The sequence below is a fragment of the Stenotrophomonas sp. G4 genome (assembly GCF_003428825.1).
GTDB lineage: Bacteria > Pseudomonadota > Gammaproteobacteria > Xanthomonadales > Xanthomonadaceae > Stenotrophomonas > Stenotrophomonas indicatrix.
In genome coordinates, this window is the sequence record NZ_CP031741.1 from 3,697,187 (window position 1) to 3,723,939 (window position 26,753).

Below are 26,753 nucleotides of genomic sequence, written 5' to 3' on the forward strand. Positions count from 1 at the left end.
GACTTGATGCAGGCGTTCACGACAGCGCAGGCGAAGCGCCCCTGAAACATCTGATGGCGACAGGCCGGGTCTCAGGCCAGCGGCGGCGGCAAATGCGGAGCCACCAGCTGCAGCGTCCGTTGCAGCGCGCCGCGGCCATTGCTGACCAGCGTGCAACCGGCGCGGGCCATGTCTTCGCGCGCCTGCACGTCGTCGAGCAGGTGCAGCAGCAGATCACCCACCGCCTGCACGTCCTCGCCGATCAGCAGTGCACCGGCCTCGCGCATGCGCCGCGAGATCTCGGCGAAGTTGTGCAGGTGCGGGCCGGTCACCGCTGCGGTGCCCATCGCCGCCGGTTCCAGCAGGTTGTGGCCGCCGATGGCCTGCAGGCTGCCACCGACGAAGGCTACCTGGGCACAGCCATAGAACGGCATCAGCTCGCCCAGCGTGTCGATGACGAAGACATCGCTGCGCGCGTCCGGCCACTGCTGGGCGCGCCGCGTCGACACGTTCCAGCCCTGCTCGCGGGCCAGCGCCTCCACCCTGGGGAAGCGCTCGGGATGCCGCGGCGCCCACAGCAGCAGCAGGTCTGGATGCTGCTGGCGCAGGCGGCGGTGCAGGTCGATCACTGCCTGCTCTTCACCATCATGCGTGCTGGCCGCGATCCACACCGGGCGCGTGGCCGGCACATGGGCATGGAACTGTTCGATGAAGGGCTGCACGTCCGGCGTGGCGATGTCGAACTTCAGGTTGCCCAGTGCCTGCACCTGTTCCGGCGCCGCGCCCAGCTGCACGAACCGCGCAGCGTCATCCTGCGACTGTGCGGCCACGCAGGTGACCGTGCGCAGCGCGCGCCGGATCAACGCCGCCAGCACGCGGTAGCCGCGCAGCGATCGGGCCGACAGGCGCGCATTGAGGATGTACACCGGAATGCGACGGTCGCGGCAGCCGAACAGCATGTTCGGCCACAGTTCGGTTTCCAGGATCAGCGCCAGGCTGGGCTGGAAGTGCCCCAGGAAGCGGTTGACGCTGCCCGGCACGTCGTACGGCAGGTACACATGGTCCAGCGCATCGCCCCACAGCGCGCGCACCCGTTCCGAGCCGGTCGGGGTGATGGTGGTGATGACCCAGCGGATGTCCGGCCGCTGCGCGCGCAGCGCGTTGACCAGCGGCGCAGCGGCGTTGACCTCGCCCACCGAGACCGCATGCAGCCAGACCCGGGGCTGGCCGCTGGGCTGCGGATAGGACGCATAGCGTTCATCCCAGCGCCGGAAGTATTCACGGACCCGGAAGCCGCGCCAGACCAGGTGGTACACGGTGATCGGCAGCAGCAGGTACAGCACGGCCGAGTACAGGCCACGCAGGATCCATTCGACAGGGTCTTTACGCATGCGGCAAGGATACGGGAGCCCCCCGGGAAAGACACGCGGCCGGGTTGGTAGAATGGCAGCATGTCCGATGCCACCACCGCCGTCCGTCCGTCGCTGCGTGACCCACGCAACTGGCCGATGTTTGCCGTCATGTTCACTGCCTTCGGGATCGCCCGGCTGCCGTGGACGCTGCAGCGCGTGCTGGGCCGCGGGGTCGGCTCGATCGCCTGGCGCCTGGCCGGCAGCCGCCGCCATGCCGCCGAGGTCAACCTCAAGCTGTGCTTCCCCGAGAAGGACGAGGCCTGGCGCAAGCGCCTGGTGCGCGACAGCTTCGACGCCCTGGGTGTGGGCATCTTCGAATGCGCGCGTTCCTGGTGGGGCAGCATCGACAGCATCCGCCCGCAGGTGCACATCGAAGGGCTGGAGCACCTCAAGCAGATGCAGGCCGAAGGCCGCGGCGTGCTGCTGGTCTCGGGCCACTTCATGACCCTGGAGATGTGCGGCCGCCTGCTGTGCGACCACGTCGACCTGTCCGGCATGTACCGCAAGCACAAGAACCCGGTGTACGAATGGGCGGTGAAGTTCGGCCGCCTGCGCTATGCCAAGGCGATGTACGCCAACGAGGACATCCGCGCGACGGTGCGCCACCTGAAGAAGGGCGGCTTCCTCTGGTACGCCCCCGACCAGGACATGCGCGGCAAGGACACCGTGTTCGTGCCGTTCTTCGGCCACACCGCCTCCACCATCACCGCCACCCACCAGCTGGCGCGGATGACCGGTTGTGCTGTCATTCCCTACTTCCATCGCCGCGAAGGCGGGAAGTACTTCCTGAAGATCGGCGCGGCACTGGAGAATTTCCCCAGCGAGGACGTCGAAGCCGATACCGCGCGGGTCAACCAGGCCATCGAGCAGATGGTGCGCGAGGCACCGGACCAGTACCTGTGGATCCATCGCCGCTTCAAGCGCCAGCCTGGTGGGCGCAGCGATTTCTACAAGTGACGTGAGATTTGGATGGCTCATCCACGCATGGCGTGGATCTACCGGGAATCCCGATCAGCAGATCCACGCCATGCGTGGATGCTCTTCCTTCGGATGCGGAAATCTACAACGGCCAACGACACCAGGCGTGAGGGTAGTCCCCCAGCCCACCAGCCAATCCGGCCCGCACCGGATTGCCCAGGATGTACATCGCCGTCTCATGAAGGGATTCATCGGTACGCACCGCATGGTCGTGATAGCCGTGCTGCCAGAGCGGCCCTTTTCGTCCCGATATCCGGTTCAGCTGCCGGCTGCTGCGTGATTTCAGCAACGCCATGCACTGGGCCAGCGTTCCCTTCTGCAGCTCCATCAACCAGTGCAGGTGGTCGGGCATCACCACCCAGGCGAGGCTGTGGCTGATGCCGCTGCGTTCGACGAAGCGCAGCGCGTCCACCAGCACAGCGACATTGCCTGCGTCGGAGAAGAATGGCTCCCGGCCTTGTGTTGTCGTGGTCAGGGAATAGACATTTCCCGTGCGGGAGTAGCGACCGTAGCGGAGTCTGGGGCTTGCCATGGGGACAGACTGCGGTTTGCCCGGTCATCCTTGCATTGGCGGACCACCCTGCGGACGGTCGGGAAAAGCCGCGACACCGGCCAATGTTCATGGGAAAGCCCATCCACGCATGGCGTGGATCTACTGCTCCCCCGCCAGACACGTCCCCGGAGATCCACGCCATGCGTGGATACGACCAGCCACCCCGCACAATCCAGTAGATCCACGCCATGCGTGGATAGGCCCCAACCCGCACACGCAAGTAGATCCACGCCATGCGTGGATAGGCCCCAACCCGCACACGCAAGTAGATCCACGCCATGCGTGGATACGACCAGCCACCCCGCACAATCCAGTAGATCCACGCCATGCGTGGATGCGGAGATTACCCGGCGCCCGGCTGATCGTCCGGTTCGCGCACCAGCAACGTGCCGACGAACAGCGCGGCGAGCAGGACGGTCAGGCCGCCCCAGAACGCGGAGTAGAACGCCAGGTGGGTGTTGAGCGGGAACACGGTGACCGCCAGGGCCAGCATGGCCGGGCGTGCACGTTCGCGCGCCGGGGCCGGGGCGAAACGCCATGCCCGCCACGCCTGTGCCACCGCCGCCAGCCACAGCAGCAGCCCCAGCGAACCGGTCTCGGCCAGGATCTCCAGCACGATCTGATGGGCGTGCAGCGCGGGCATCGTGCCCCACACCGCCGGTCCTTCATCGGCAACGCAGTGGGGATAGGCGTCGCGGAAGCCACGTGCACCGACACCATTGATCGGATGTGCTTCGATCATGCAGGCTGCCGCACTCCAGATGCGGGTACGGCCGGACAGGGCCTGCTCGACCCCGTCCTCGCCACCGTCCCAGGCCATTGCCGTGCGCGCCACACGCTCACGCAGCTGCGGCACGCTGGCCGTCAACACGCCCGCCGTGAGCACAGCGGCCAGTGCCAGCAGACCCAGCCGCTTCCATCCCAGTTGGCGCACTCCGCTGTAGGCGACCACCAGGCCGAAGGTGATCCATGAGGCACGCGAGCCGGCCAGCAACAGCACCACGCCCACCGCAGCAGCGGCCAGCAACCAGCCCGCATTGCCGAAACGGCGCGCCACCGGCAACAACAGGAACGGCGAAAGACTAGCCAGCACCAGGCCGAATTTCAGGTTGCACGGCCCCAGCGCGCCGCTGAGACGATCCGCCAACGCGGCTTCCTCGGCCGGGCACAACGCGTGGCCGCTGATGGCCAGCTTGATCTGCTGCAGCGACCAGAACCAGGGACTGGTGCCTGCCAGTGCCTGCACCAGCGCATCGAGCGTCCACAGGCCGGTGATCACCGCCAATCCACCCAGGGTCAGGCGCCGCCGCTGCGGGGTGGCCACGGCGATCGCCACCAGCCACATGAAAGGCAGATAGCGCAGCCCGGCCGCAGCCTTGGTCCACGACGCCGACGGGACCACGGCATCGAAGGCCGAGAACGCCTGCGGCAACCAGTAGCCGAGGAAAAGAATCGATGTCAGTGCCCACGCTGCCGGGCTCAGCAGATGAGGGCGATGCTGCACCCGGCGGATGACCATGCGTGCGGCGGCATACAACGCCCCCAGGCCCAGCACGGTTTCGGCGATACCTGGCAGTGGCCACAACGCGACGTAGGCCAGCACCCACCAGGGTGCCCAGCGGCCGGCGCGCTCATCGCGCAGGGGCGGCGTGGCGTCAGCCAGCGAGGTCGGCATAAAGGCGGAGGGTATCGCGCTGCATGGCCTGCAGGGTAAACGGGATGCGGGTCGGCAAGGACGGTGGCTGTGCCAGCAGGGCCAGCGCACGTTCACCCAGCAGCCGCGCATTGCCCAGCGGCACGGCGCCACTGGGCTGCAGTTGCTGCAGCAGTTCGCCGACGCCGCCGTGGTCCCAGCCCAGCACCGGCCTGCCGACCGACAACGCTTCGACCACGGTGCGGCCGAAGGCTTCCGGCTTGTCCGACAGCTGCAGCACCAGATCGCTGGCGGCGTAGGCCTGGGCGATGCACGCGGTCGGCGTGCTGATGTGCACGGCCCCGGTCACACCAAGCAGGTCTGCCTGCCTGCGCAGCTCTGCCACATAGGCTTCCCGGCCAGGCTCGTCGGTGCCCAGCATCCACAGCTGTGCCGGCACGCCTGCTGCACGGACATCGGCAAGCAGCTGCAGCGCGTGGGCGTGGCCTTTCAGCCGGGTGCCGCGACCGGGCAGCAGCAACAGCGGTCCATCGACCTGGGCCAGCCATGGATAGTCCGCCGCCAGCGCCAGCCGAGGCCGTCGATCGGCGCGTGCCACACGCGGGAACTGGCTGACATCCACCCCACGCGGGATCACCTGCAGCCTGGCGTGCGGCACCGTCGGGTAATGGGTGTGTACGTAGTCGCGCACGCTGTTGGACACACAGATCACGCGTTCGCCGCTGGTCATCACCGCGCTGTAGCGGCTGGGCGAATTCAGCCCATGCACGGTAGTCACCCAATGCGGGCGTTGCGCCGGCTGCATCGCGCGGATCGCGTACAGCCCCAGCCACGCCGGCAGGCGCGAACGGGCGTGGACGATGTCGGCGCCCACTTCGGTGAACAGGCGACGCAGGGTAGGCAGATGGCGCAGCGTCAGCAGCGACTTGCGGCCGATATCCAGGGTCAGGTGCTCGGCACCGCTGTCGAGCAGCGGCTGCACCAGGCGACCACCAGCAGACACCACCAGCGCGCGATGGCCGGCAGCGACCAGGGCCGCGGCGATTTCAAGGGTCGAGCGCTCGACACCGCCGGAGTGCAGCGCCGGCAGCAACTGCACCACGGTCAATCGGCGCATCGAGGGGGCAGCCGTTCAGTCGGCCAGCACGAACACGGCGCCGCAGTAAGCACACTGCGCTTGCCCGTTGGGTTCGTCTTCGATCGGCAGGTACACGCGCGGATGCGAGTTCCACAGCGCCATTTCCGGGGTCGGGCAGCTCAGCGGCAGATCGCTGCGGTGCACGGTGTAGCGCTTTTCGGCGTTGGCGGGCGCGGTGGCGGTATGGCTCATGGCGGATGTCGATGAACGGATTGCGAGGCCTGCGATTCTAGCATCTGGGCCCGGCAAACACCGTGCGCGGCGTGGCCGCTGCGCGCGGCGGCCCGCTTGCAGCCTTCACCGGTGCAGCCACGTGCGACCGCCCTGCCCCTCCCGCGCTGCCGTCGCCCTGCCCCCATCGGCGGGAAATCCCAGGCAGGCCAGTCAATTCCGCGCGGAATCGGTCGTCGTTCGAATTTCCCGCATTTGGATCGAACTAAATGGCACTTGTCAGGGCGCTGCCGGCTGTTGCAGCATCGGCAGCGATCCATTCCTGACCCGATCGCATGGCCCGCCCCCCACCGGACCTGCATCGCCTCCCGACTGCCCTGCGGCGGACGGGGCGATGCTGTCCGTGGTGTTCGCCGATGCGGGTTCTGCCTGCCGCCTGCCCTACCGGGAGACCCTGCATGACCCTGTCCGATCCGCGCCGCGCCCTGCTTCCGCTCGCCCTGGCCCTGGCCTGTGCGACCACTGCGACGCCGGTGCTGGCGCAAGGGCTGCAGACCTCCTTCGAGCCGGGCGAACCGGCGCCGGCCAGGTCCGATGGCACCTTGTCCGTCGAAGTCGGCAGCGGCCCCGGCGCGCCGTACGCGGCCAAGCGCAACGTCGGCTACAGCGGCCTGCATGCGTTGCACTACAGCGCCAGTGGCGGCCAGGCACGCCGCGAACTGTTCAAGACCGATCTGCCCATCGGCACCGACACCACGCTGTCCTGGCTGGTACTGCCGGAGATCGTCGGCAAGGACACCGTGGCCTCCACCTATGTCTCGCTGGACCTGCTGCTGGACGATGGCAGCCGCGTCTCCGCCAGCGGCGCGCGCGACCAGCACGGCGTAGCGCTGGGCGCACGGGCGCAGGGCGATTCGAAGACGCTGTACCCGCAGCAGTGGGCGCGCAAGGCGGTCAGGCTGGGCGACATGCCGGCGCTGAAGGGCCGCCGCGTGCTGGCCATCGAGCTCGAGGTGGCCAGCGCCAATGGCGCGCCGGCGTCGGGCTGGATCGACGACGTGCGCCTGGACGAGCAGCCACGGCAGGCGCCGCAGCGGGTCTCCGACTGGGTACTGACCACGCGCGGAACCCAGGCCAACGGCACCTTCTCGCGCGGCAACAACTTCCCGGCCACTGCGGTACCGCACGGTTTCAACTTCTGGACGCCGGTGACCGATGCCGGCGCCCTGAACTGGCTGTACCGCTGGAACGAGCAGAACGATGCGAAGAACCGGCCGCAGCTGCAGGCGTTGGCGCTGAGCCACCAGCCCAGCCCGTGGATGGGCGACCGCCAGACCTTCCAGGTGATGCCCTCCGCCACGCGCGGTGTGCCTGAGGCTGATCGCAGCAAGCGGGCATTGTCCTTCAACCGCACGCAGGAAAACGCGCGCCCGTACCGCTACGACGTGCGCTTCGACAACGGCATCGCCGCGTCCATCGCCCCCACCGACCATGCCGCGCTGTTCCGCTTCGAGTTCCCCGAAGGTGGCGACGCCAACCTGCTGTTCGACAACGTCGATGCCCGCGGCGGACTCACCCTCGATGTCGCCACGCAGACGTTGACCGGCTACACCGATACCCGCAGCGGCCTGTCCAACGGCGCTACCCGCATGTACGTGGTCGCCAGCTTCGACAAGCCGTGGCGCAGCAGCGGCCAGATCGGCACCGGCCGCCCGACCGGCTACATCAAGTTCGACGCGGGCAGCGAGCGCCGGGTGACGATGCGCATCGCCACCTCGCTGATCTCCGTCGAGCAGGCGCGGCACAACCTGGCGCTGGAAATCGCCGCCGCCGATACGCTGGAAAGCGTGGCAGGCCGTGCACAGGATGCGTGGGATGCGCGCCTGGCCCGTTTCGACATCGGCAATGCCAGTGACGACCAGAAGACCACGCTGTACTCCAGCCTGTACCGGCTGTACCTGTACCCCAATTCCGGCCACGAGAATGCGGGCACCGCCGCCGCGCCCGAGTGGCGCTATGCCAGCCAGGCCAGCGCCGCCGATGACAACACCCACGGCAGCGCGACGCGCAGTTTCGCACCGGTGCGCGACGGCAAGGTCTTCGTCAACAACGGCTTCTGGGACACGTTCCGCACCACCTGGCCGGCGTATGCGCTGTTCACCCCGGATGATGCCGGGCAGCTGGTACAGGGTTTCATCGAACAGTACCGCGCCGGTGGCTGGGTCGCGCGCTGGTCCTCGCCGGGCTACGCAGACCTGATGGTCGGCACCAGCTCGGACGTCGCCTTCGCCGATGCGTGGCTGAAGGGCATCGGTGGCTTCGATCCGGAAGAGGCCTACGCCGCAGCGCTGAAGAACGCCACCGTGGTGCCGCCGGACCGCCACGTCGGCCGCAAGGGCATGGAGCGTTCGACGTTCCGCGGCTATGCCAGCGCCGACGTGCATGAAGGCATGTCGTGGACGATGGAAGGTGCGCTCAATGATTTCGGCATCGCCAACATGGCCGATGCCCTGGCCAAGCGCGCGACCACACCGTCCGCGCGCGAACGCTACGCCACCGAGGCCGACTACTTCCGTCACCGCGCCGGCAGCTACGCGACGTTGTTCGATCCGGCCGCCGGCTTCTTCCAGGGCCGCAGGCCCGATGGAAGCTGGCGCCTGCAGGCCAAGGACTACGACCCGCGCGTGTGGGGCCACGACTACACCGAATCCAATGGCTGGACGTTCGCCTTCACCGCCGCGCACGATGGCGAAGGCCTGGCCGCGCTGTACGGTGGCCGCGACAAGCTGGCCGCCAAGCTCGATACCTTCTTCGCCACCCCGGAAACCGCCGACGCCGCATTCGCCGGCTCCTACGGCGGCACCATCCATGAGATGACCGAAGCGCGCGACGTACGCATGGGCATGTACGCGCACAGCAACCAGCCGGCACACCACATCCCGTGGATGTACCTGTATGCCGGACAGCCGTGGAAGACCCAGCAGCATGTGCGCGAGATCCTGTCGCGGCTGTATGTCGGCAGCGAGATCGGCCAGGGCTATCCGGGCGACGAGGACAACGGCGAGACCTCGGCGTGGTACGTGCTGGCCTCGCTGGGCCTGTATCCGCTGCGCATGGGTGCGCCGGAGTACGTGATTGGTTCGCCGGCGTTCCAGCATGCGCGCGTCGAGCTGCAGGGCGGCGCGGTGTTGACCGTCAATGCACCGCAGAATTCGCCGGAGAACGTGTACGTGCAGTCGCTGAAGATCAACGGCAAGCCGTGGAGCAAGACCTGGGTGCCGCACGAAGTGATCGCCAAGGGTGCAACCCTGGACTTCGTGATGGGCCCGCAGCCGTCACGCTGGGGCAGCGGCGTGGATGATGTACCGCGCTCGCTGACCGCCCGTGGCCAGCGCCCGCAGCTGCTGCATGATCTGCTCGGCAATGGCGCGCAGGCGGCACTGGCTGATGGCCGTGCCCTGCCCGCGCTGATCGACGACGATGCCAACACGGCCGTGCCGCTGGGCGGTGGCGTGACCATCGCATTGAGCCACGTGGGCGACGACGTACCGACGATGTACACGCTGACCAGCGGTGACGGCACGATCCGTGGCGGTGAGTGGACGCTGGAAGCGCGTGCCGGCAACGGGCGCTGGGTAACGCTGGACCAGCGACGCGGCGAAGATTTCACCTCGGCGCGGCAGACCCGCCCGTTCCGTATCGCCTCGCCCTCACGCTACGCCGAGTACCGTCTGCGCCTGGCTGCGCCGGGGCGCCTGCAGCTGGCCGAGATCGAACTGTTGGCGCCCTCCCCCCTACAATGACGTCCATGCGCCTACGTTTGCTCCCCCTCGCTCTTGCCGCCCTTGTATTTCCCAGCCTCAGCCACGCACAACCGCAGACCCAGGCCTTCGATGGCCAGGTCAGCCGTGACGGGGTGACCCTGTACTACCAGGATGCCACCGGCGCGCTGGCCGCGCCGGTGCGCAAGCGCATCATCGATACGTTCTACTTTGCTTACCTGCGCGAGCGTGCGGACTTCCGCCCGGCCGCGCCGAACGAAGTGCGCATCGTGATCGATCCGGCGTACAACGGCGTCGCCTTCGTCGGCGACAAGGACAAGGCCAGCACGATCACGATCAATCCGGGCTGGCTGGTCCAGCACCCGGATGACATCGATCTGGTCACCCACGAAGCGATGCACATCGTGCAGGGCTACCCCAGCTATGGCGACAAGCGCGTGCCGGGCTGGCTGGTGGAGGGCATTGCCGACTACGCCCGCGATCGCTACGGCATGAACAACGCCGCTGCCGGCTGGGCGTTGCCGGACAAGCTGAGCCAGGGCCAGACGGTGGAAAGCGGCTACCGGGTAACCGGCGCCTTCCTGAAGTGGGCCGAAGCGGCGCACCCGGGACTGGTGCTGGCACTGGACAAGGATCTGCGCGACGGGCGCTATGCGCCGGCGCTTTGGCAGAAGCACACCGGCAAGACCCTGCCGGCGCTGTGGGCGGAGTACGCCAAGCTACGCTCCCCGGCCCCTGCGCCGCCGCCCGCGAAGCGGCGGTAGGCTCGACGTCGCCGGGGCGATGCCCCGGCCTTCAACGCGACTGCACGAAGCCGGCGTACAGCGCGAACAGCTGCTGGAAGTACCGCTTGCTCACTCGACTGCGCATGACACTGCTCCGCCCATGGAAAGTTGGTCGGGCCCAGGGTGGGAAGGCCGGTCCGGTCCCTTCCCACGGCCAGGCCGCGTAGGCGTATTGGGCCGCAGCAAGGTTGCAGGGCGATTACCGGGCGGCTGCAGTTCTCCGGTGGCGCCGGGCCATGCCCGGCGGAACACGGGAAGCGCCGCGCTGCGCGCTCGCCGGCCAGCGGCCGGCACTACCGTTCCCGCACTGCTTCTCCGGTAGCGCCGGGCCGTGCCCGGCGGAATACAAGACGCGCCGCGCTGCGCGCTCGCCGGGCATGGCCCGGCGCTACCCGATCCGGTTTCCGCGTTGCGGAAACAGAAACGCGCCCCGTGGGGCGCGTTTCTGCAGATCGCAGCGGAACGAAGGCTTATGCCTTCTTTTCCGCTTCGATCTGCTTGCGGATCTGCGCATCAACCGCGGCGATCGCGGTCATGTTCAGGATCCGGCGCGAGGTCGCGCTGGTGGTCAGGATGTGCACCGGCTTGTTGACGCCCATCAGGATCGGACCGATCGCCACGCCATCGGTGAACACGCGCACCAGGTTGTAGGCGATGTTGGCCGCTTCCAGGTTCGGCAGCACGAACAGGTTGGCACGGCCCTGCAGGGTCGAGCCCGGCAGCAGCTTCTGGCGCAGGGCTTCATCCCATGCGGTGTCGCCCTGCATTTCGCCGTCCACGTTCAGACGCGGGTTGCGCTTGAGCAGCAGCTCGCGCACCTGGCGCATCTTCAGCGCATCCTTCGAATCGTGGCTGCCGAAGTTGGAGTGCGACAGCAGTGCTACCTTCGGCTCGACGCCGAACAGCTTCATGCGGTACGCGGCCTGCAGGGTCGCTTCGCACAGCTGCTCTGCGGTCGGGTCTTCCTGCACGTGGGTATCGACGAAGAAGAACACACCCTGCTGGTTGATCACGCCGGTCATCGCCGAGGTCGAGGTGACCTTCGATTCCAGCGGCAGCACGCTGCGCACGTAGCCCAGCTTCTTGTGGAAGCGGCCGACGATGCCGGTCAGCATCGCATCGGCTTCGCCACGGGCCACCATCACTGCAGCGATCAGGGTCGGGCGCGAACGCATCAGGTTCTTGGCGGCGGCCACGGTGACGCCACGACGGCCGGTCAGGCCGTGGTAGTACTGCCAGTATTCGTTGAAGCGCGGGTCGTCATTGATGTTGGTGACTTCAATGTTCTCGCCGATCTTCAGGCGCAGGCCGAGGCGCTCGATGCGCGATTCGATCACTTCCGGACGGCCGATCAGGATCGGATGTGCCAGGCCGTCGTCGACCACGTTCTGCACCGCCTGCAGCACCACTTCTTCTTCGCCTTCGGCATACACCACGCGCTGCTTGTCGCTGCGCGCGCGATCGTAGACCGGCTTCATCATCAGGCTGGTGCGGTAGACGAACTGCGACAGCTTCTGCCGGTAGGCTTCCATGTCGGCGATCGGACGGGCGGCCACGCCCGAATCCATCGCGGCCTGGGCCACGGCGGCCGACAGCTCCACCAGCAGGCGACGGTCGAACGGACGCGGGATCAGGTATTCGCGGCCGAAGCTGGGGGTCTCACCGCCATAGGCAGAGCCCATGTCGGTGGCGGCGCGGCGGGCCAGCGCGGCGATCGCGCGCACGCAGGCGATCTTCATTTCCTCGTTGATCGCGGTCGCACCGACGTCCAGCGCACCGCGGAACAGGTACGGGAAGCACAGCACGTTGTTGACCTGGTTCGGATAGTCCGAACGGCCGGTACCGATGATCGCGTCCGGACGCGCAGCGCGCACCAGTTCCGGCATGATTTCCGGGGTCGGGTTGGCCAGGGCGAAGATCACCGGGTCCGGCGCCATCGTCTTGACCATCTCGGCGGTCAGGATGCCTGGCGCCGACAGGCCCAGGAAGATGTCCGCGCCGTCGACGATCTCGGCCAGGGTGCGCTTGTCGGTGTCGCGCGCATAGCGCAGCTTTTCCGGGTCCAGGTCGGTACGGCCGGTGTGGATCACGCCTTCGCGGTCGAAGGCCAGGATGTTCTCCGGCTTCAGGCCCAGCTGCACCAGCATGTTCACGCAGGAAATGCCGGCCGCGCCCATGCCCGTGGTCGCCAGCTTCACTTCTTCGATCTTCTTGCCGGTGATCGCCATGGCGTTGAGCACCGCAGCACCGACGATGATCGCCGTGCCGTGCTGGTCGTCATGGAACACCGGGATCTTCATGCGCTCGCGCAGCTTGCGCTCGACGATGAAGCACTCCGGTGCCTTGATGTCTTCCAGGTTGATGCCGCCGAAGGTCGGCTCCAGCGAGGCGATGATGTCGACCAGCTTGTCCGGGTCGTTCTCGTCCACTTCGATGTCGAACACATCGATGCCGGCGAACTTCTGGAACAGCACGCCCTTGCCTTCCATCACCGGCTTGCCGGCCAGCGCGCCGATGTTGCCCAGGCCCAGCACCGCGGTGCCGTTGGAGATCACCGCCACCAGGTTGCCGCGGGCGGTCAGCTCGCTGGCCTGCTGCGGATCGGCCTTGATCGCTTCACAGGCGTACGCCACGCCCGGCGAATACGCCAGCGACAGGTCGCGCTGGGTCAGCATGGGCTTGGTAGCGGAAACCTTGATCTTGCCGGGCGGAGACATCCGGTGGTAATCGAGGGCGGCCTGTTTGAAATCTTCGTTGGACATCGATGTGGGTTACATGAATGGGCAGAAGGGACAGGGGATCATACCCCCGTTGGAGCGGTCGGACCTGTCGCTATGCTGTCGCACTGATGCTGCGACCGCACAATTCCATGGCGTATGCGACCTTACCAGAGCACAGCTTCGGCGCTGGCGATGACAGCCGTGGGACGCCTTGAAACGCTGCGGGGCCGTGCCACTGTCGTGACCGGCCCCGCAGTACCACACACCCGGATCAGCCCTTGGCGGGCAGCGCCTCGGTCATCGCCAGCGGCACGGCATCGACCGGCGGCGGCAGTTCGCTTTCGCGACCATCCAGCGCCAGCTTCAGGCGGTCGCGGTCCAGCGCACCTTCCCAGCGCGAGACCACCACCGTGGCCACCGCATTGCCGATGAAGTTGGTCAGCGAGCGGCACTCGCTCATGAAGCGGTCCACGCCCAGGATCAGCGCCATGCCCGCCACCGGCACTTCCGGCACCACCGCCAGGGTGGCGGCCAGGGTGATGAAGCCGGCACCGGTGACGCCGGCAGCGCCCTTGGAGCTGAGCATCGCCACCAGCAGCAGCGCGATCTGGTGGCCCAGGGTCAGCTCGGTGTTGGTGGCCTGGGCGATGAACAGCGCGGCCAGGGTCATGTAGATGTTGGTGCCGTCCAGGTTGAACGAGTAACCGGTGGGGACCACCAGGCCGACCACCGACTTGCTGCAGCCGGCACGTTCCATCTTCTCCATCAGCGACGGCAGCGCCGACTCCGACGACGAGGTGCCCAGCACCAGCAGCAACTCGGCCTTCAGGTAACGGGCCAGCTTGAACACCGAGAAGCCACACAGGCGGCAGACCACGCCCAGGATCACCGCAACGAACAGGAACGCGGTGAGGTAGAACGAGCCGACCAGCCAGGCCAGGTTGACCAGCGAGCCGACGCCGTACTTGCCGATGGTGAAGGCGATGGCACCGAAGGCACCGATCGGCGCAGCCTTCATCAGGATGTGCACCAGCTTGAACACCGGCGCGACCAGCGCTTCCAGGAAGTTCTGGATCGGCTTGCCCTTCTCGCCCACCGAGGCCAGCGCGATGCCGAACAGCACCGCCACGAACAGCACCTGCAGGATGTTGCCGTCGACGAAGGCGCTGATCAGCGTCTTCGGGATGATGTCCATCAGGAAGCCGACCAGTGTCAGGTCGTGCGACTTCTCGACATAGCTGTGCACCGCGGTCTGGTCCAGCTCGGCCGGATTGATGTTCATGCCGGCGCCGGGCTGCACCACGTGCGCCACGATCATGCCGACGATCAGCGCCAGCGTGGAGAAGAACAGGAAATACGCCATCGCCTTGGCGAACACCCGGCCCACCGTGCGCAGGTGGGTCATGCCGGCGATGCCGGTGACGATGGTCAGGAAGATCACCGGGGCGATGATCATCTTCACCAGGTTGATGAAGGCATCGCCGAGCGGCTTCATCTTCGCGCCGAGCAGCGGCTCGTAGTGGCCGAGGACAGCACCCAGGACGATCGCCACGATCACCTGGAAATACAGTTGGCGGTAGAGCGGCAACGGCTTGCTTGGCACCGGCGCAGCGGTCGGGATGTGCATGGCGGACTCCGGAAGGGGCGTTTTCAGGCACGTACGGTCCCGGAACTGCACGGGAACCGTTACCGTGGAAACTGACCGCACGCCCCGTGACTGCAGGCGCAGGGGTGCGACCAATGGACGCCTTTGTACGCGCCGGGCACGCCAGCGCAGATAACCTATTGGTACTAGCCCCCCGGTTCAGGTGGCTGCGCTGCCTACACTGGCGCCGCACCCCTGATCGCGGGGACGCCGGTGGCCCGACCTGAACGGCCGGGCGCGTCATTGCGAAAGTTCCGGCCATCGCGGCCGTTGTTGTCCTGTCCACACGCAATCCGAGAGAGCCGCACCACCCATGCGCCCGATTCCCACCTTGCTGGCCCTTTCCCTGGCCGCCCTCCCCGCCTTCGCATCCGCTGCGGATTTCGACAACTGGCCGACCAAGTACGCCTTCGGCGACGGCACCGAGCTGGCCGCTACCGCCAACATCGCCTACGACTACAACGACTTCTCGTCCGCCAGCGGCATCGAGGATGACGATGCGGTGCGTCGCAAGGAGTTCGGCGCGACCCTGAAAAAGAAGGGCGTGTACGACGCGATGGTCTACTACGATTTCCAGGCCGATACCTGGCTGGACGTGTTCGTGCGCTTGGAGAGCAAGGCGTTCTTCGGCCGCGATGTCGGCCGCTTCCGCTTCGGCTACATGAAGACCCCGGTCGGCCTGGATGCCAACACCTCCTCGCGCGCCGGCAGCTTCCTGGAAACCGCGCTGCCCGTGCAGGCGTTCTACGCAGGCCGCCGCACCGGCGTGGAATGGGTGCTGGAGCGTCCGCAGTACCTGCTGCAGGCCGGCGCCTATGGCGGCAAGGACCTGCAGGGCGACAACCCCGGCACCACCCAGGCAGTGCGTGCGGTGTGGACGCCGGTGAAGGCACCGGGCGATGTGATCCACCTCGGCCTGGCCTATTCGCAGGAAAATCCGCGCGGTTACCACGATGGCCGCAACGTGCACCACGAAGCCAGCGCGCGCCTGCGGGCCCGTCCGGAAGCCGGCCTGACCGACATCCGCCTGGTCGATTCGGGGGCCCTGGTCACCGCCGACCAGATCCGCCGCACCGGCCTGGAAGGCATCTGGATCCGCGGTCCGTTCTCGCTGCAGGCCGAAGCGCTGCAGGCCACCGTCACCCGCAATGATGGCAAGCCCGACTACACCGGCCACGGCCAGTACGCGATGGCCAGCTGGGTGCTGACCGGCGAATCACGCCCGTACAACGCCGGCGCCGTTGCCAACATCAAGCCGGCGCATGACTACGGTGCGGTGGAACTGGTGGCCCGCTACAGCCGCCTGGACCTGGACGACGGCAGCATCCTTGGTGGCCGCCAACACGACCTGACCCTGGGCGCGAACTGGTACCTGACCAGCCACTTCAAGTTCCAGGCCAACTACGTGAAGGTCGACGCCAGCCGTCGGGGTGCGCGCAGCACCCCGGAGATCTTCGAACTTCGCGCGCAGATGCACTTCTGATCCCTTCCACGCGTCAGATCCCGGCGGGCGTGCATGCCACGCCCGCCGGCCCTGCGTAGACTGCCGCCATGTACTGGCTCAGCCGACACCGCCTGCAGTTGCTGACCGTTCTGGTGATGGTGGCCGGCACCGTGCTGTGCGCGGCCGCCGCAGGCCACTATGCCTGGCGTCGCGCGCTGGGCACCGAAAGCGCGCAGGTGCAGCGCCAGCTGCAGCTGTATGGCCAGGGCCTGCAACAGCGCATCGACCGGTTCGGCACCCTGCCGCAGGTGATGGCGCTGGACCCGGACCTGCTGCATGCACTGCAGGTGCCGCCCTCGCCCGCCGAGCGGCAGCGCCTGAACCTCAAACTGCAGCGCGCCAACCAGGTTACCCGCACCTCGACACTGACCCTGGTCGGCCGCGATGGCGTGGCCGTGGCCGCCAGCAACTGGGACCAGCCGACCAGCAACGTCGGCGAGGATTACAGCTACCGTCCGTACTACCAGCAGGCGCTGGCCCATGGCCGTGGTCGCTTCTACGGCATCGGCATGACCACCGGAGTGCCCGGCTACTTCATGTCCGAGGCCATCCTCGATGCCGACAGCCAGCGCATCGGCGTGATCGTGATCAAGATCGAGCTGTCGGCACTGGAACAGGAATGGTTGAACAGCCCGGACGTGGTGCTGACCAGCGACAACCACGACGTGGTGTTCCTGGCCAACCGCGATGCCTGGCGCTACCGCCTGCTGCGTCCGCTCGGCACGGAGGAACGCCGCGAGATGCGCGCGGCGCGGCAGTATGCCGACCGCTCGCTGCAGCCGCTGCGCGTGCGCACCGAGGACGTGCTGGCCGATGGTGGCCGCATGGTGCGCTTGCTCGACCCGGCACTGCCACAGGCGATGCTGTGGCAGACCCTGGCGCTGCCCGACGAAGACTGGAGCCTGCACCTGCTGCACGACGCCAGCGCGGCCACCAGCGCCGGCCGCGGCGCGGCAGTGGCCGGCGCCGCCGCTTGGCTGGCGCTGGGTTTCCTGGTGCTGTTCGTGCAGCAACGGCGTCGCCTGTCCAAGCACCGCCAGCGCAGCCGGCGTGAACTGGAAACCCTGCTCAAGCAGCATGCACAGGAACTGCGGACCGCCCAGGACGGCTTGCTGGAAGCCGCAACCGATGCCGACGTTGGCTTGAGCCGCAGCCTCGAACATCTGCCGCAGGGCGTGGTGGTGATCGACAAGGAACAGCGTCTGGTCGCCTGGAATTCGCGCTATCTGGAATTGTTCCGCTTCCCGGCGGGGCTGGTGCGGGTGGGCCGCCCGATCGAGGAACTGTTCCGCTTCAACGCACGTCGCGGCCTGTTGGGGCCCGGCCCGATCGACGAGGCCATCGAACGCCGCCTGACCCACCTGCGCAGTGGCCGCCCACACATGCGCGAGAGCGAGAAGGACGACGGCACGGTGCTGGAGATCCGCGGCAACCCGCTGCCCGACGGTGGCTTCGTCACCAGCTATGCCGACATCACCAGCTACAAGAACGCCGCGCGCGAGCTGCGTTCGCTGGCCGATGCGCTGGAACACCGCGTGGCCGAACGCACCCAGGATCTGGACGAAGCCCGCCGCGAAGCCGAGCAGGCCAACCGTTACAAGACCCGCTTCGTCGCCTCGGCCGTGCACGACCTGCTGCAGCCGCTGAACGCCGCGCGCATGTTCGTGTCGGTGCTGCGCGGCAAGCTTACCGACCCCGCACAGCAACAGACCAGCGACCATATCGACGCCGCACTGGCCGCGCAGGACGCGATCCTCAACAGCCTGCTGGATATTTCACGGCTGGAGTCGGGGTCGTTGCAGGTACGGGTGCGCGCATTCGCGCTGTCTCCCTTGCTGGAAACCCTGGCGCGCGAGTTCGGCATCGCCGCACAGAGCCGCGGCCTGCAGCTGGACTGGGTGGACACCCGTGCGGTGATCGTCAGCGACGAAGCACTGCTGCGGCGCATCCTGCAGAATTTCCTGTCCAATGCGCTGCGCTATACGCCACGTGGCCGTGTGCTGATCGGCTGCCGGCGTGCAGGCGACCAGCTGCGCATCGAGGTGCATGACCAGGGACCAGGTATTCCGGAAAGCCTGCAGGGCGAGATCTTCGAAGAATTCCGTCGCCTGAACGACGGCGTGGAGCAGGAACGTGGCGCCGGCCTGGGCCTGGCCATCGTCGAACGCATCGGTCGACTGCTCGGCCACCGCATCAGCCTGCGTTCCACGCTGGGCAAGGGCAGCGTATTCGCGGTGAGCGTGGCACTCGGGCGCGCCGACGAGGTGATTGCGCCGCCGGCGGCGCCGGTCGTCGCGACCGAACCGTCCGATGACAGCCCGCTGCGCGAATGTCGGGTCTGGAGCATCGATGATGACCCCCACGTCTGTGCGGCAACCCGTGCTCTGCTGGAACGCTGGGGCTGCCATGTGGAACTTGCCGATGGCCCCCAGGGGGCACTGGAAATCGCCAGTGCGCTGAACGTGCCGCAGCTGTTGCTGCTGGACGTACGCATGGGGCAATGGCACGGACCGGACCTGTATGAAGCGCTGTGCACGCTGTGGAAGGCGCGGCCACCGGTGATCCTGGTGACCGCTGAGCGCGATGATGCGCTGAAAGTGCATGCTGCCGAGAACGGTTGGGGCTTCCTGCTCAAGCCCGTGCGGCCGCCGGCGCTGCGGGCGTTGATGACGCAGCTGCTGTTGCGGCATCGCGGGTAAGCCAGTCACACCTGAGCGAGGGCCGTCGGCCCGCGTCAGAGCGTTCACGCTCTGACGTGAGCGGGTGCTCCGCCACTTGATGGCCAGACATCCTTCGCTTGCCATCCGCTCTTTGAGAGGAGGATGGGAAGCGACGTACCCGTGACGAAGCATGGGCATAGTCCGAACAACAAACGAGCAATCGCCCTACTTACCAACGTTGCTGAAGATCAGACAATTGCGTGCCCGGGCCAACCGGCCAGCCAGACCAGAGGCAACAACCGTGCTCCCTCGTCCCGTGCCCCCCGCATCTACAAAACACTTCGGCCTGATCACGGCAATGCTTCTCGGCCTGTACTGCAGCGGATGCGTCGATGGCAAATCACAAACAGCAGACCGCAATCAACAGAGATCCACAGAAGAAGGCGGCATCAATTACTTTCATCCGGACCTACCCGAACCAGCGGGCCGGTCCGGCCGAACGTCTTCGAATGAAGCTGTTTCAGCTTCGGCCAGCAATCGTAGAGAACGCACATTCGAGTACCTTCAAGTCGAATCCGGATTCATGGCAAACGGGGGCATCTCGAACCAAGCAGCTGAAACCCTTTTGCGATCCAGCCGCAGCAGCTCTGATGCAATCGACCGTATGACCATCGACGCAGCATCCAGCCCTGATGCCCAGGACCTGACCAGGCACTATCGATCATCTCTCGAGCGCGCAATGGGTCAGGACGGGGTTCTTGATCGCCTGGCGTGCGGCCTGAGCATATGCATTGGTATCGCTCGCGCCCAAAGCAGTGCCGACCACGAAGCATGGGGCCACAGACTGGCGTCAGACCGATCATCTCCCACATACAGCTACACCGAAGTATCTGAGAAGCTCGGCGCGGGATACGAGAACAGATTCATGTTCTCTACCGATCCCGAACTGAATTCGATCAGCGGGAACTGATCAGGAAAGCGGAACAGCATCCACAACGACGCAGTACATGCGCCAACGTCCCGTCTCGGTCAGCCATCCAATCCAACGCGCGCATCGCCTTCCGGCTCCAGTGCCTTCACCAGCACTGCCGCCTGCGTGCGGCTGTGGCATTCGAGCTTCTTCAGGATGGCGGTCACGTGCACCTTCACCGTGTTTTCGGCCAAGCCCAGTTCATAGGCGATCTGCTTGTTGAGCAGCCCGTCGGCCAGGCACAGCAGCACCCGGAACTGCTGCGGCGTCAGCTGCGCCAGGCGGCTGGCCAGCAGCGCGTCGGCCTCGGAACGCTCGGCCGCCATCGCCGGGAACCACAGGCCACCGTCGAGCACCGCTGCCACCGCTTCACCGATGGTTTCGGCAGGCGCGGACTTGGGAATGAAACCCGCCGCGCCGAACTGCTGCGCGCGGCGGATCACCCGCGGGTGGTCGTTGGAGGACAGGATCACCACCGGAATGTCCGGGTGCGAACCGCGCACGTGCAGTAGCGCGGAGAATCCATGTGCGCCCGGCATGGTCAGGTCCAGCAGCACCAGATCCACATCGGGCTGTGCGTCCAGCGAAGTGGCCAGTGCTTCGGCGCTGGCAACCTCGCGTACCTGCGCCAGCGGCAGACTCTGCCGCAACGACTGCACCACCGCCGAACGCAGCAGCGGATGGTCATCGGCGATCAGGATGGTGTATTCGCTCATGCGGCCATTGTACGGGCAGCGAACTGCCTCCGCCGGGCATGGCCCGGCGCTACCGGAGCACCAGTACGGGCGCTACCGCCCCGCCGGCTCCACGCTGCTGCGCCATGCATCCAAGAACTGGCGGCGCTTGAGCGCATCCAGGTAGACCAGCAGGCCGGGGCCGAGCTGGATCGGGCGACGGCTGCGGCCAGGGGCATCCCCGCCGCCTGCATCGCTGCGCACGATCGGCATCAGCCGCGCTTCCCGCGCGAGCACCTGCTGGCCGCGCGGCGACAGCAGGTAATCGAGGAAACGCCGCGCTTCCTGCGGGTGCGCGCCGGTACGCGGAATCACCGCCGTACGCAGCACCACCAGCGTGTAGTCTTCCGGCTCGACGATGGCCAGCGGTGCGCCCGCATCGATACGCGCCTGCGCATACGAGCCCAGCACGTTGTAGACCAGCGACAACTGGCCGCTGGCCACCTGGTCCAGCAGCACCCCGGTACGCTCCTCGCGCACCACGGCGTTGTCGCCCAGCGCACCGAGCAACGCACCGGCGATGCTGCCGCGCTGGGCGTCCTGGGTCGCCAGCAGGTAGCCCACGCTGCTGCGTTCGATATCGTAGGTGCCAACCTTGCCGCGCAACGGCGCCCCCTCCGCGCGCAGCAGGTCCAGCAGCTGTCGACGCGTGTGCGGCGCCTTCGCGGCCGGCAGGCTGCGGGTGTTGTAGACCATCACCACCGGTTCGTAGCTGATGCCGAATGCCTCGCCACGCCATTGCGCCCACGCTGGCAGCGCCTGGGTCTGCAGCGAGCGGTGTGGCAACGCGTGGCCGTCGTTGACCAGCTTGGTCTGCAGGTCCATGCCGCTGGAGATCAGCAGGTCCGGCGACGCAGGCCCGCTGCGGTCGCGCAGGTAACGCGCGTACAGGTCCTGGGTGATGATGTCTTCGTACACCACCTCGCTGCCCGGATGCAGCCGCTGGTAGTCGGCGATGACCTCGGCGAAGACCTCGATATCGGTGGTGCCGTGGATGCGCAGCTGTGCGGTGGCAGCGCCCTGGGCGGGGAAGCGGCGTACATCGCCCGGTGCAGCGAGTGCCGGCACGGCCAGCAACAGGACAACGACAGCGGCGAACAGGCGGATCATGTGCTGCTCCGGGGCAGGTGGATGGTGGCGACCAGGCCACCCTGCGGTCGATTGCTGAGATCGATCTGCCCGCCATGGCTGTCGACCACCCGCTTGACGATGGCCAGACCAAGGCCTGCACCGCCGGAGGGTGCGCCTTCGCCGCGCGCGAAACGCTCGAACACGCGTTCGGCATCGGCGGCGGCGATGCCGGTGCCGTGGTCGGCGATGGTCAGCACGGCCTGCCCGCCTTCAGCGGTCAGCGCGATCTGCAAGGGGCCATCGCCGCCGTACTTCAGCGCGTTGTCGACCAGATTCTTGATCGCCTCGCGCAGCAGCAGTGCGTCACCGTGCACCTGCACCGGCTCGGCCGTCATCGCCAGCTGCACGCGCGGGGCGGGCCCTGCCTGCGGCAGCGCTTCATGCAGGGCCTGGTGCACGGTCTCGGCCAGGTCCACGGTGGCGAAGCGCTGCAGATGTGACCGATGGATCACGCTGGCATCGCTGAGCAGCTGGTTGAGCAGACGGCTCATGTGGGTGGCGTTGCGCTCGATCGCCTGCAGGCTGCGCCGCATGTCTTCCGGATCGTCGTCGTCCAGCGCCAGCTGTGCCTGCGCACGCAGCGCGGCCAAGGGCGTGCGCATCTGGTGCGCGGCCTCGGCCATGAACGCGCGCAGGGTTTCATTGCTGCTGGACAGGCGCTCCATGAAGCGGTTCAGCGCAGCCACCATCTGGTCCATCTCGCGTGGCACGCGCGCATCCAGCGGTTTCAGGTCGGACGGCTCACGGCGTGACAGTTCGCGCTCGACCCGCACCAGCGGCCGGAACGCGCGGTGCACGCCGAACGCCACCAGTGCCAGCAGCAATCCCGACAGCACGCCGATGGCCAACAGCGCGCGGGTGACCAGTTCCTGCGCCACCGCTTCACGTGCACGCCGGGTCTGCCCCACCTGCACCTGCACCTCGCCCTGCGCGGAGGCCGCGGCAAAGCTGCGGCCGACCACCACGAAACGCACGATCTCGCCGCTGTAGGGCGCATCGAACAACTGCGGTTGCGTGCCCGGCCGCCGCGGCGGCGCAGGCAGGTCACCGTAGCCGGTGATCAGGTTGCCGCGGCTGTCGGCGATCCGGTAGAACACGCGGTCTTCCGGCGCCATCGCAAGAAGGTCCAGCGCGGCATACGGAAGGTCCACCTGCCACTGGCCATCGACCAATGCCACCGAATCGGCGATCGACAGGGCCGACGACACCAGCAGATGGTCGTAGGAGCGGTTGGCGGCACGCTGGCCGTAGTCGCGTGCAGCGAACAGCAGCGCCACCGCGAACACCGCCAGCAACGCGCCCAGGTACAGCAGCAGGGTGCGCCGCAGCGACCCGGGGGCGGCACTTGCGCTGCGCGCGTCAGCCATCGGCATCGGCCGGGCCGTCGCTGGCTTCAAGCAGATAGCCGACACCACGCACCGTGGTGATGCGCAGCGGCGCGCCTGCCAGCTTTCTGCGCAGGCGACCGATGTACAGCTCGATGGCATTCGGCCCGGCTTCGTCATCGAAGCCGAACAGGCCATTGCCGATCTCATCCTTGCCCACCACCTGGCCCAAGCGCCCGACCAGGATCTCCAGCAACCGATACTCGCGGTTGGGCAGCTCGATCGGCTCGCCATCCAGGGTCACCCGGTGCGCAGCGTTGTCGAACTGGAAGCCGCCGATCTGCACCACTTCGCTGGCCTGCCCGCGTGCACGTCGCAGCAGCACGCGGCAGCGCGCTTCGAATTCACGGAAGTCGAATGGCTTGCCGAGGTAGTCGTCAGCACCGACATCGAGTGCCTGCACGCGATCTTCGATGCCATCGCGTGCGGTCAGCATCAGCACCGGTGTGCTGTCACCACGCTCGCGCATGCCGGCCAGCACCCGCAGCCCATCCAGTTTTGGCAGGCCGATATCCAGCACCACCAGATCGAAACTCTGGTAACGCAGCACGCTGGCGGCGGCCAAGCCGTCGGCCTGCCAGTCCACCGCGTGACCACTGCGGCGCATGCGACGGATGATCGCATCGGCCAGGTCCGGGTTGTCTTCGACCAGCAGCAGGCGCATGGGCACGACAGTGGGAGGGGAAACGAATGCTACCGCATGGCGCCGCTGCGCTCGCCGGGCATGGCCGGGCGCTACCGATGCTGACCTGTTCCGCCGGTCATGGATCGGCGCCCCTGGGTGCATCGTCGCCGGGTAGCGCCGGGCCATGCCCGGCGAGCGCAGCGGAGACCATTTACGCTGCACCGCACAAACCGCTGACAGGACGATGACAGCTTGCGCGACACAGACTGCGGCCGCGCACCGTCCGGTGCCCACGATTGCCGCGCGCCTGGCGCGCACCTGGGAGGGTTTGTGGAATTGAGCATTGCCTGGCGGCGTCCTGCCGCCATGATGGCCCTGGCTGCGCTGGCCGCGCCGGCCTTCGCCGAAGACGAGCGTCCAGTGACCGCCACGGTGGGCGGCCGCCTGCACCTGGACTTCGCCACCTTCGACAACGACAACCGGGGTACGCCGAACAAGGACGACACCGAGATCCGCCGCGCCTGGGTTGACGTTTCCGGCAAGTTCTTCGTGGTCGACTACAAGCTGGAAGCCGATTTCTCCGGCGACCGTGTCGAGGCCAAGGACGTCTACCTGAGCCGCAGCTTCGGCGATGCCGGCCGCCTCACCGTGGGCCAGTTCAAGCAGTATTTCTCGCTGGACGACCGCACCGGTTCCAACTACGGCAGCTTCCTGGAGCGCGGCAACGCCGGCACCACGCTGGCGCCGCTGTACCGGCTGGGTGCCTCCTGGCAGGCCAATCCGGGCGATTTCACCTGGGCGGCCAGCGTGTACAGCCTGGAGAGCATCGATGCCTGGCAGGTCAAGGGCCGCGCTGCGGGTGGACGCGTTACCTGGGCGCCGTCACCCAGCGAGGGCGATGTGCTGCACCTGGGCCTGTCGCTGGCCCGCGAGGCCTATGACAACCCGGGCGGCAACGGCACCCCGGGCCTGAAGATCCGTCCGCGTCCGGCCGGCCATCTGTCCGACGAAAGCCGCCTGACCCTGGTCGACTTCTCCGCTGGCCGCGATACCGACGTCAACAAGTGGTCGCTGGAATATGCGCAGGTGCGCGGCCCGCTGTCATGGCAGGGCGAGTTCAGCGGCGCCACCTTCGATGATGGCGCCCAGCGCGGTGATGTGATGGCCGCCTACGGCATGCTCAGCTGGTTCGTTACCGGCGAAAGCCGCGCCTACGACCGCAAGACCGGCCGCTTCGCCCGGGTCAAGAACATCCGCCACAAGGCCGGTGCCTTCGAAGTGGCCCTGCGCTATGACCAGATGTGGGGCGCGCAGCACCTCGATGGTGCGCCGGACCTGCGTCGTGGCAGCACCGAAGGCTGGACGCTGGGCGGCAACTGGTACCTGCGCGACAACCTGCGCTTCATGCTCAACGTGATCGAAAGCCGCAATCGCGACCGCCTCGCCGGCACCACGGTGGATCGCACGCGCGCGGTCACCGGGCGCCTGCAGTTCGACTTCTGACGCGTTTTCCCCGGGCACGCACGCTCGGGCCCCTTCCACGTCCCACGTCCTGTTTCCTCTAGGAGTCCGCAGATGATGCTGAGCATCCTCGGCTTTGGCATGGTCATTACGTTCATGTACTTGATCATGAGCAAACGACTGTCGCCGCTCGTTGCCCTGATCACCATTCCCATCATCTTCGCCCTGATCGGTGGCTTCGCCGCCGGCATCGACGAGATGATGCTGGAAGGCATCAAGAAGATCGCGCCGACCGGCGTGATGCTGATGTTCGCCATTCTCTACTTCGGCGTGATGATCGATGCAGGCCTGTTCGATCCGCTGGTGCGGATCATCCTGCGCTTCGTCAAGGGCGACCCGATGAAGATCGTGCTTGGCACCGCCGTGCTGGCGATGCTGATCTCGCTCGACGGCGATGGCTCGACCACCTACATGATCACCGTCTCGGCGATGCTGCCGCTGTACCAGCGGCTGGGCATGAACGCGCTGAACATGACCTGCGTGACCATTCTCGCCGGTGGCGTGATGAACCTGACCCCGTGGGGCGGCCCGACCGCACGCGCGGCCACCGCCCTGCACGTGGATCCTGCCGATGTGTTCGTGCCACTGATTCCCTCGATGGTGATCGCCTGCGCTGGCGTGCTGCTGCTGGCCTGGTACCTGGGCCTGAAGGAGCGTCGTCGCCTGGGCGTGGTGACCCTGCCCAAGGGCGGCAGCTGGATGGACAACAGCGTGTCCGACGACGGCAACACGCTGCCGACCGTGGAAGACGCCGAAGACACCAAGCGCCCCAAGCTGCTGTGGGTGAACCTGGTGCTGACCCTGGCGCTGATGAGCGCCCTCATCATCGGTGTGCTGCCGATGCCGGTGCTGTTCATGATCGGCTTCGCCATCGCGCTGGTGATCAACTACCCGAACCTGGCCGAACAGCGCCGCCGCGTGGTCAGCCATGCCGGGAGCGTGCTGTCGGTGGTGGCGCTGATCTTCGCCGCGGGCATCTTCACCGGCATCCTCAACAACACCGGCATGGTCGAGGCGATGTCGCACAGCTTCCTGGCGATCATCCCCGACAGCTGGGGCCCGTACCTGGCGGTGATCACCGCCGTGGCCTCGATGCCGTTCACCTTCTTCATGTCAAACGACGCGTTCTACTTCGGCGTGCTGCCGATCCTGTCCGAGGCGGCCGGCAACTACGGCATCACCCCGGTGGAAATGGCCCGCGCGTCGCTGGCCGGGCAGCCGGTGCACCTGCTCAGCCCGCTGGTGCCTTCCACCTATCTGCTGGTGGGGCTGGCCAAGGTTGAATTCGCCGACCACCAGAAGTTCACCCTGAAGTGGGCGATCGCCATTTCGCTGCTGCTGATGACCGGCGGCCTGTTGTTCGGGCTCTATCCCTTCACGGCCTGATTTCCTTACCAAGGAGCGTT

19 protein-coding genes are annotated in these 26,753 nt (G+C 67.1%); 8 read left to right on the forward strand and 11 right to left on the reverse strand.

Going from position 1 to position 26,753, the window contains the following annotated elements:
• Window positions 1–71: 71 nt before the first annotated feature.
• A complete protein-coding gene (gene waaA / locus D0Y85_RS16930; RefSeq protein WP_117311343.1) occupies window positions 72–1,370 on the reverse strand; it encodes a lipid IV(A) 3-deoxy-D-manno-octulosonic acid transferase in 1,299 nt (432 codons plus the stop codon).
• Window positions 1,371–1,430: 60 nt separating this feature from the next.
• Between waaA and D0Y85_RS16935 the strand changes: the two genes are divergently transcribed.
• The gene (locus D0Y85_RS16935; protein ID WP_117311344.1) at window positions 1,431–2,348 is read left to right on the forward strand and encodes an LpxL/LpxP family Kdo(2)-lipid IV(A) lauroyl/palmitoleoyl acyltransferase; all 918 of its coding nucleotides are present in this window, start codon (window positions 1,431–1,433) and stop codon (window positions 2,346–2,348) included.
• Between the two features lie 103 nt (window positions 2,349–2,451).
• Here D0Y85_RS16935 and D0Y85_RS16940 read toward each other — a convergent pair whose 3' ends face one another.
• The 4 genes from D0Y85_RS16940 to D0Y85_RS16955 form a co-directional block, all read right to left on the reverse strand.
• Window positions 2,452–2,901: a transposase gene (locus tag D0Y85_RS16940; RefSeq protein WP_117311345.1), complete on the reverse strand. Its 450-nt coding sequence runs from the start codon at window positions 2,899–2,901 to the stop codon at window positions 2,452–2,454.
• Window positions 2,902–3,265: 364 nt separating this feature from the next.
• Complete coding sequence (locus D0Y85_RS16945) at window positions 3,266–4,597, reverse strand: O-antigen ligase (protein ID WP_117311346.1); 1,332 nt, start codon at window positions 4,595–4,597, stop codon at window positions 3,266–3,268.
• Entirely contained in the window at window positions 4,578–5,693 is a 1,116-nt protein-coding gene (locus tag D0Y85_RS16950; RefSeq protein ID WP_117311347.1) for a glycosyltransferase, read from the reverse strand. Before D0Y85_RS16950 ends, D0Y85_RS16945 begins: the two co-directional genes overlap by 20 nt.
• Window positions 5,694–5,708: 15 nt before the next feature.
• On the reverse strand, window positions 5,709–5,906 hold the full coding sequence (locus D0Y85_RS16955; RefSeq protein ID WP_025874129.1) for a zinc-finger domain-containing protein: 198 nt from the start codon (window positions 5,904–5,906) through the stop codon (window positions 5,709–5,711).
• 437 nt (window positions 5,907–6,343) lie between these two features.
• Between D0Y85_RS16955 and D0Y85_RS16960 the strand changes: the two genes are divergently transcribed.
• Both D0Y85_RS16960 and D0Y85_RS16965 read left to right on the forward strand, forming a co-directional pair.
• Window positions 6,344–9,688: a GH92 family glycosyl hydrolase gene (locus D0Y85_RS16960; protein ID WP_117311348.1), complete on the forward strand. Its 3,345-nt coding sequence runs from the start codon at window positions 6,344–6,346 to the stop codon at window positions 9,686–9,688.
• Window positions 9,685–10,431: a basic secretory protein-like protein gene (locus tag D0Y85_RS16965; RefSeq protein WP_117311349.1), complete on the forward strand. Its 747-nt coding sequence runs from the start codon at window positions 9,685–9,687 to the stop codon at window positions 10,429–10,431. Before D0Y85_RS16960 ends, D0Y85_RS16965 begins: the two co-directional genes overlap by 4 nt.
• Before the next feature lie 491 nt (window positions 10,432–10,922).
• Here the strand turns inward: D0Y85_RS16965 and D0Y85_RS16970 are convergent, their stop codons facing one another.
• Both D0Y85_RS16970 and D0Y85_RS16975 read right to left on the reverse strand, forming a co-directional pair.
• Window positions 10,923–13,214 (reverse strand): NADP-dependent malic enzyme, encoded by a 2,292-nt coding sequence (locus D0Y85_RS16970; RefSeq protein WP_025874126.1) that lies wholly within the window; start codon window positions 13,212–13,214, stop codon window positions 10,923–10,925.
• A gap of 229 nt (window positions 13,215–13,443) precedes the next feature.
• Window positions 13,444–14,799, reverse strand: coding sequence for a dicarboxylate/amino acid:cation symporter (locus D0Y85_RS16975; RefSeq protein WP_117311350.1), 1,356 nt, complete (start codon window positions 14,797–14,799; stop codon window positions 13,444–13,446).
• 331 nt (window positions 14,800–15,130) lie between these two features.
• Between D0Y85_RS16975 and D0Y85_RS16980 the strand changes: the two genes are divergently transcribed.
• The 3 genes from D0Y85_RS16980 (at window position 15,131) to D0Y85_RS20660 (ending at window position 19,951) form a co-directional block, all read left to right on the forward strand.
• Entirely contained in the window at window positions 15,131–16,300 is a 1,170-nt protein-coding gene (locus D0Y85_RS16980; RefSeq protein WP_117311351.1) for a porin, read from the forward strand.
• Between the two features lie 68 nt (window positions 16,301–16,368).
• On the forward strand, window positions 16,369–19,020 hold the full coding sequence (locus tag D0Y85_RS16985) for a PAS-domain containing protein (RefSeq protein WP_117311352.1): 2,652 nt from the start codon (window positions 16,369–16,371) through the stop codon (window positions 19,018–19,020).
• A 319-nt stretch (window positions 19,021–19,339) separates the two neighbouring features.
• Window positions 19,340–19,951: a hypothetical protein gene (locus tag D0Y85_RS20660; RefSeq protein ID WP_162887692.1), complete on the forward strand. Its 612-nt coding sequence runs from the start codon at window positions 19,340–19,342 to the stop codon at window positions 19,949–19,951.
• Between the two features lie 59 nt (window positions 19,952–20,010).
• On the opposite strand, the gene D0Y85_RS16990 is transcribed toward D0Y85_RS20660, so the two are convergent.
• The 4 genes from D0Y85_RS16990 to D0Y85_RS17005 form a co-directional block, all read right to left on the reverse strand.
• The gene (locus tag D0Y85_RS16990) at window positions 20,011–20,667 is read right to left on the reverse strand and encodes a response regulator transcription factor (RefSeq protein ID WP_033831979.1); all 657 of its coding nucleotides are present in this window, start codon (window positions 20,665–20,667) and stop codon (window positions 20,011–20,013) included.
• A 72-nt stretch (window positions 20,668–20,739) separates the two neighbouring features.
• Window positions 20,740–21,795: an ABC transporter substrate-binding protein gene (locus D0Y85_RS16995; RefSeq protein ID WP_117311353.1), complete on the reverse strand. Its 1,056-nt coding sequence runs from the start codon at window positions 21,793–21,795 to the stop codon at window positions 20,740–20,742.
• Window positions 21,792–23,183, reverse strand: coding sequence for a sensor histidine kinase (locus tag D0Y85_RS17000; RefSeq protein ID WP_117311971.1), 1,392 nt, complete (start codon window positions 23,181–23,183; stop codon window positions 21,792–21,794). The genes D0Y85_RS16995 and D0Y85_RS17000 overlap by 4 nt, the downstream gene beginning before the upstream one ends.
• Window positions 23,176–23,865, reverse strand: coding sequence for a response regulator transcription factor (locus D0Y85_RS17005; protein ID WP_025874118.1), 690 nt, complete (start codon window positions 23,863–23,865; stop codon window positions 23,176–23,178). Before D0Y85_RS17005 ends, D0Y85_RS17000 begins: the two co-directional genes overlap by 8 nt.
• A 327-nt stretch (window positions 23,866–24,192) precedes the next feature.
• Here D0Y85_RS17005 and D0Y85_RS17010 point away from each other — a divergent pair, with 327 nt between their 5' ends.
• A complete protein-coding gene (locus D0Y85_RS17010; protein WP_025874117.1) occupies window positions 24,193–25,329 on the forward strand; it encodes a porin in 1,137 nt (378 codons plus the stop codon).
• 75 nt (window positions 25,330–25,404) lie between these two features.
• Entirely contained in the window at window positions 25,405–26,733 is a 1,329-nt protein-coding gene (locus D0Y85_RS17015) for a CitMHS family transporter (protein WP_117311972.1), read from the forward strand.
• The last annotated feature ends 20 nt before the right edge of the window (window positions 26,734–26,753 follow it).

What these genes read in the sequence shown, in the direction of transcription:
- D0Y85_RS16975 (WP_117311350.1), bottom strand. Translation starts at nt 14,799, where the DNA reads ATGCACATCCCGACCGCTGCGCCGGTGCCAAGCAAGCCGTTGCCGCTC.
- D0Y85_RS16985 (WP_117311352.1), top strand. Translation starts at nt 16,369, where the DNA reads ATGTACTGGCTCAGCCGACACCGCCTGCAGTTGCTGACCGTTCTGGTG.
- D0Y85_RS16965 (WP_117311349.1), top strand. Translation starts at nt 9,685, where the DNA reads ATGACGTCCATGCGCCTACGTTTGCTCCCCCTCGCTCTTGCCGCCCTT.
- D0Y85_RS16970 (WP_025874126.1), bottom strand. Translation starts at nt 13,214, where the DNA reads ATGTCCAACGAAGATTTCAAACAGGCCGCCCTCGATTACCACCGGATG.
- D0Y85_RS20660 (WP_162887692.1), top strand. Translation starts at nt 19,340, where the DNA reads ATGCTTCTCGGCCTGTACTGCAGCGGATGCGTCGATGGCAAATCACAA.
- D0Y85_RS17010 (WP_025874117.1), top strand. Translation starts at nt 24,193, where the DNA reads ATGATGGCCCTGGCTGCGCTGGCCGCGCCGGCCTTCGCCGAAGACGAG.
- D0Y85_RS16950 (WP_117311347.1), bottom strand. Translation starts at nt 5,693, where the DNA reads ATGCGCCGATTGACCGTGGTGCAGTTGCTGCCGGCGCTGCACTCCGGC.
- D0Y85_RS16980 (WP_117311351.1), top strand. Translation starts at nt 15,131, where the DNA reads ATGCGCCCGATTCCCACCTTGCTGGCCCTTTCCCTGGCCGCCCTCCCC.
- D0Y85_RS16960 (WP_117311348.1), top strand. Translation starts at nt 6,344, where the DNA reads ATGACCCTGTCCGATCCGCGCCGCGCCCTGCTTCCGCTCGCCCTGGCC.
- D0Y85_RS16955 (WP_025874129.1), bottom strand. Translation starts at nt 5,906, where the DNA reads ATGAGCCATACCGCCACCGCGCCCGCCAACGCCGAAAAGCGCTACACC.
- D0Y85_RS17005 (WP_025874118.1), bottom strand. Translation starts at nt 23,865, where the DNA reads ATGCGCCTGCTGCTGGTCGAAGACAACCCGGACCTGGCCGATGCGATC.
- D0Y85_RS16990 (WP_033831979.1), bottom strand. Translation starts at nt 20,667, where the DNA reads ATGAGCGAATACACCATCCTGATCGCCGATGACCATCCGCTGCTGCGT.
- D0Y85_RS16940 (WP_117311345.1), bottom strand. Translation starts at nt 2,901, where the DNA reads ATGGCAAGCCCCAGACTCCGCTACGGTCGCTACTCCCGCACGGGAAAT.
- D0Y85_RS16995 (WP_117311353.1), bottom strand. Translation starts at nt 21,795, where the DNA reads ATGATCCGCCTGTTCGCCGCTGTCGTTGTCCTGTTGCTGGCCGTGCCG.
- D0Y85_RS16945 (WP_117311346.1), bottom strand. Translation starts at nt 4,597, where the DNA reads ATGCCGACCTCGCTGGCTGACGCCACGCCGCCCCTGCGCGATGAGCGC.
- D0Y85_RS17015 (WP_117311972.1), top strand. Translation starts at nt 25,405, where the DNA reads ATGCTGAGCATCCTCGGCTTTGGCATGGTCATTACGTTCATGTACTTG.
- waaA (WP_117311343.1), bottom strand. Translation starts at nt 1,370, where the DNA reads ATGCGTAAAGACCCTGTCGAATGGATCCTGCGTGGCCTGTACTCGGCC.
- D0Y85_RS17000 (WP_117311971.1), bottom strand. Translation starts at nt 23,183, where the DNA reads ATGGCTGACGCGCGCAGCGCAAGTGCCGCCCCCGGGTCGCTGCGGCGC.
- D0Y85_RS16935 (WP_117311344.1), top strand. Translation starts at nt 1,431, where the DNA reads ATGTCCGATGCCACCACCGCCGTCCGTCCGTCGCTGCGTGACCCACGC.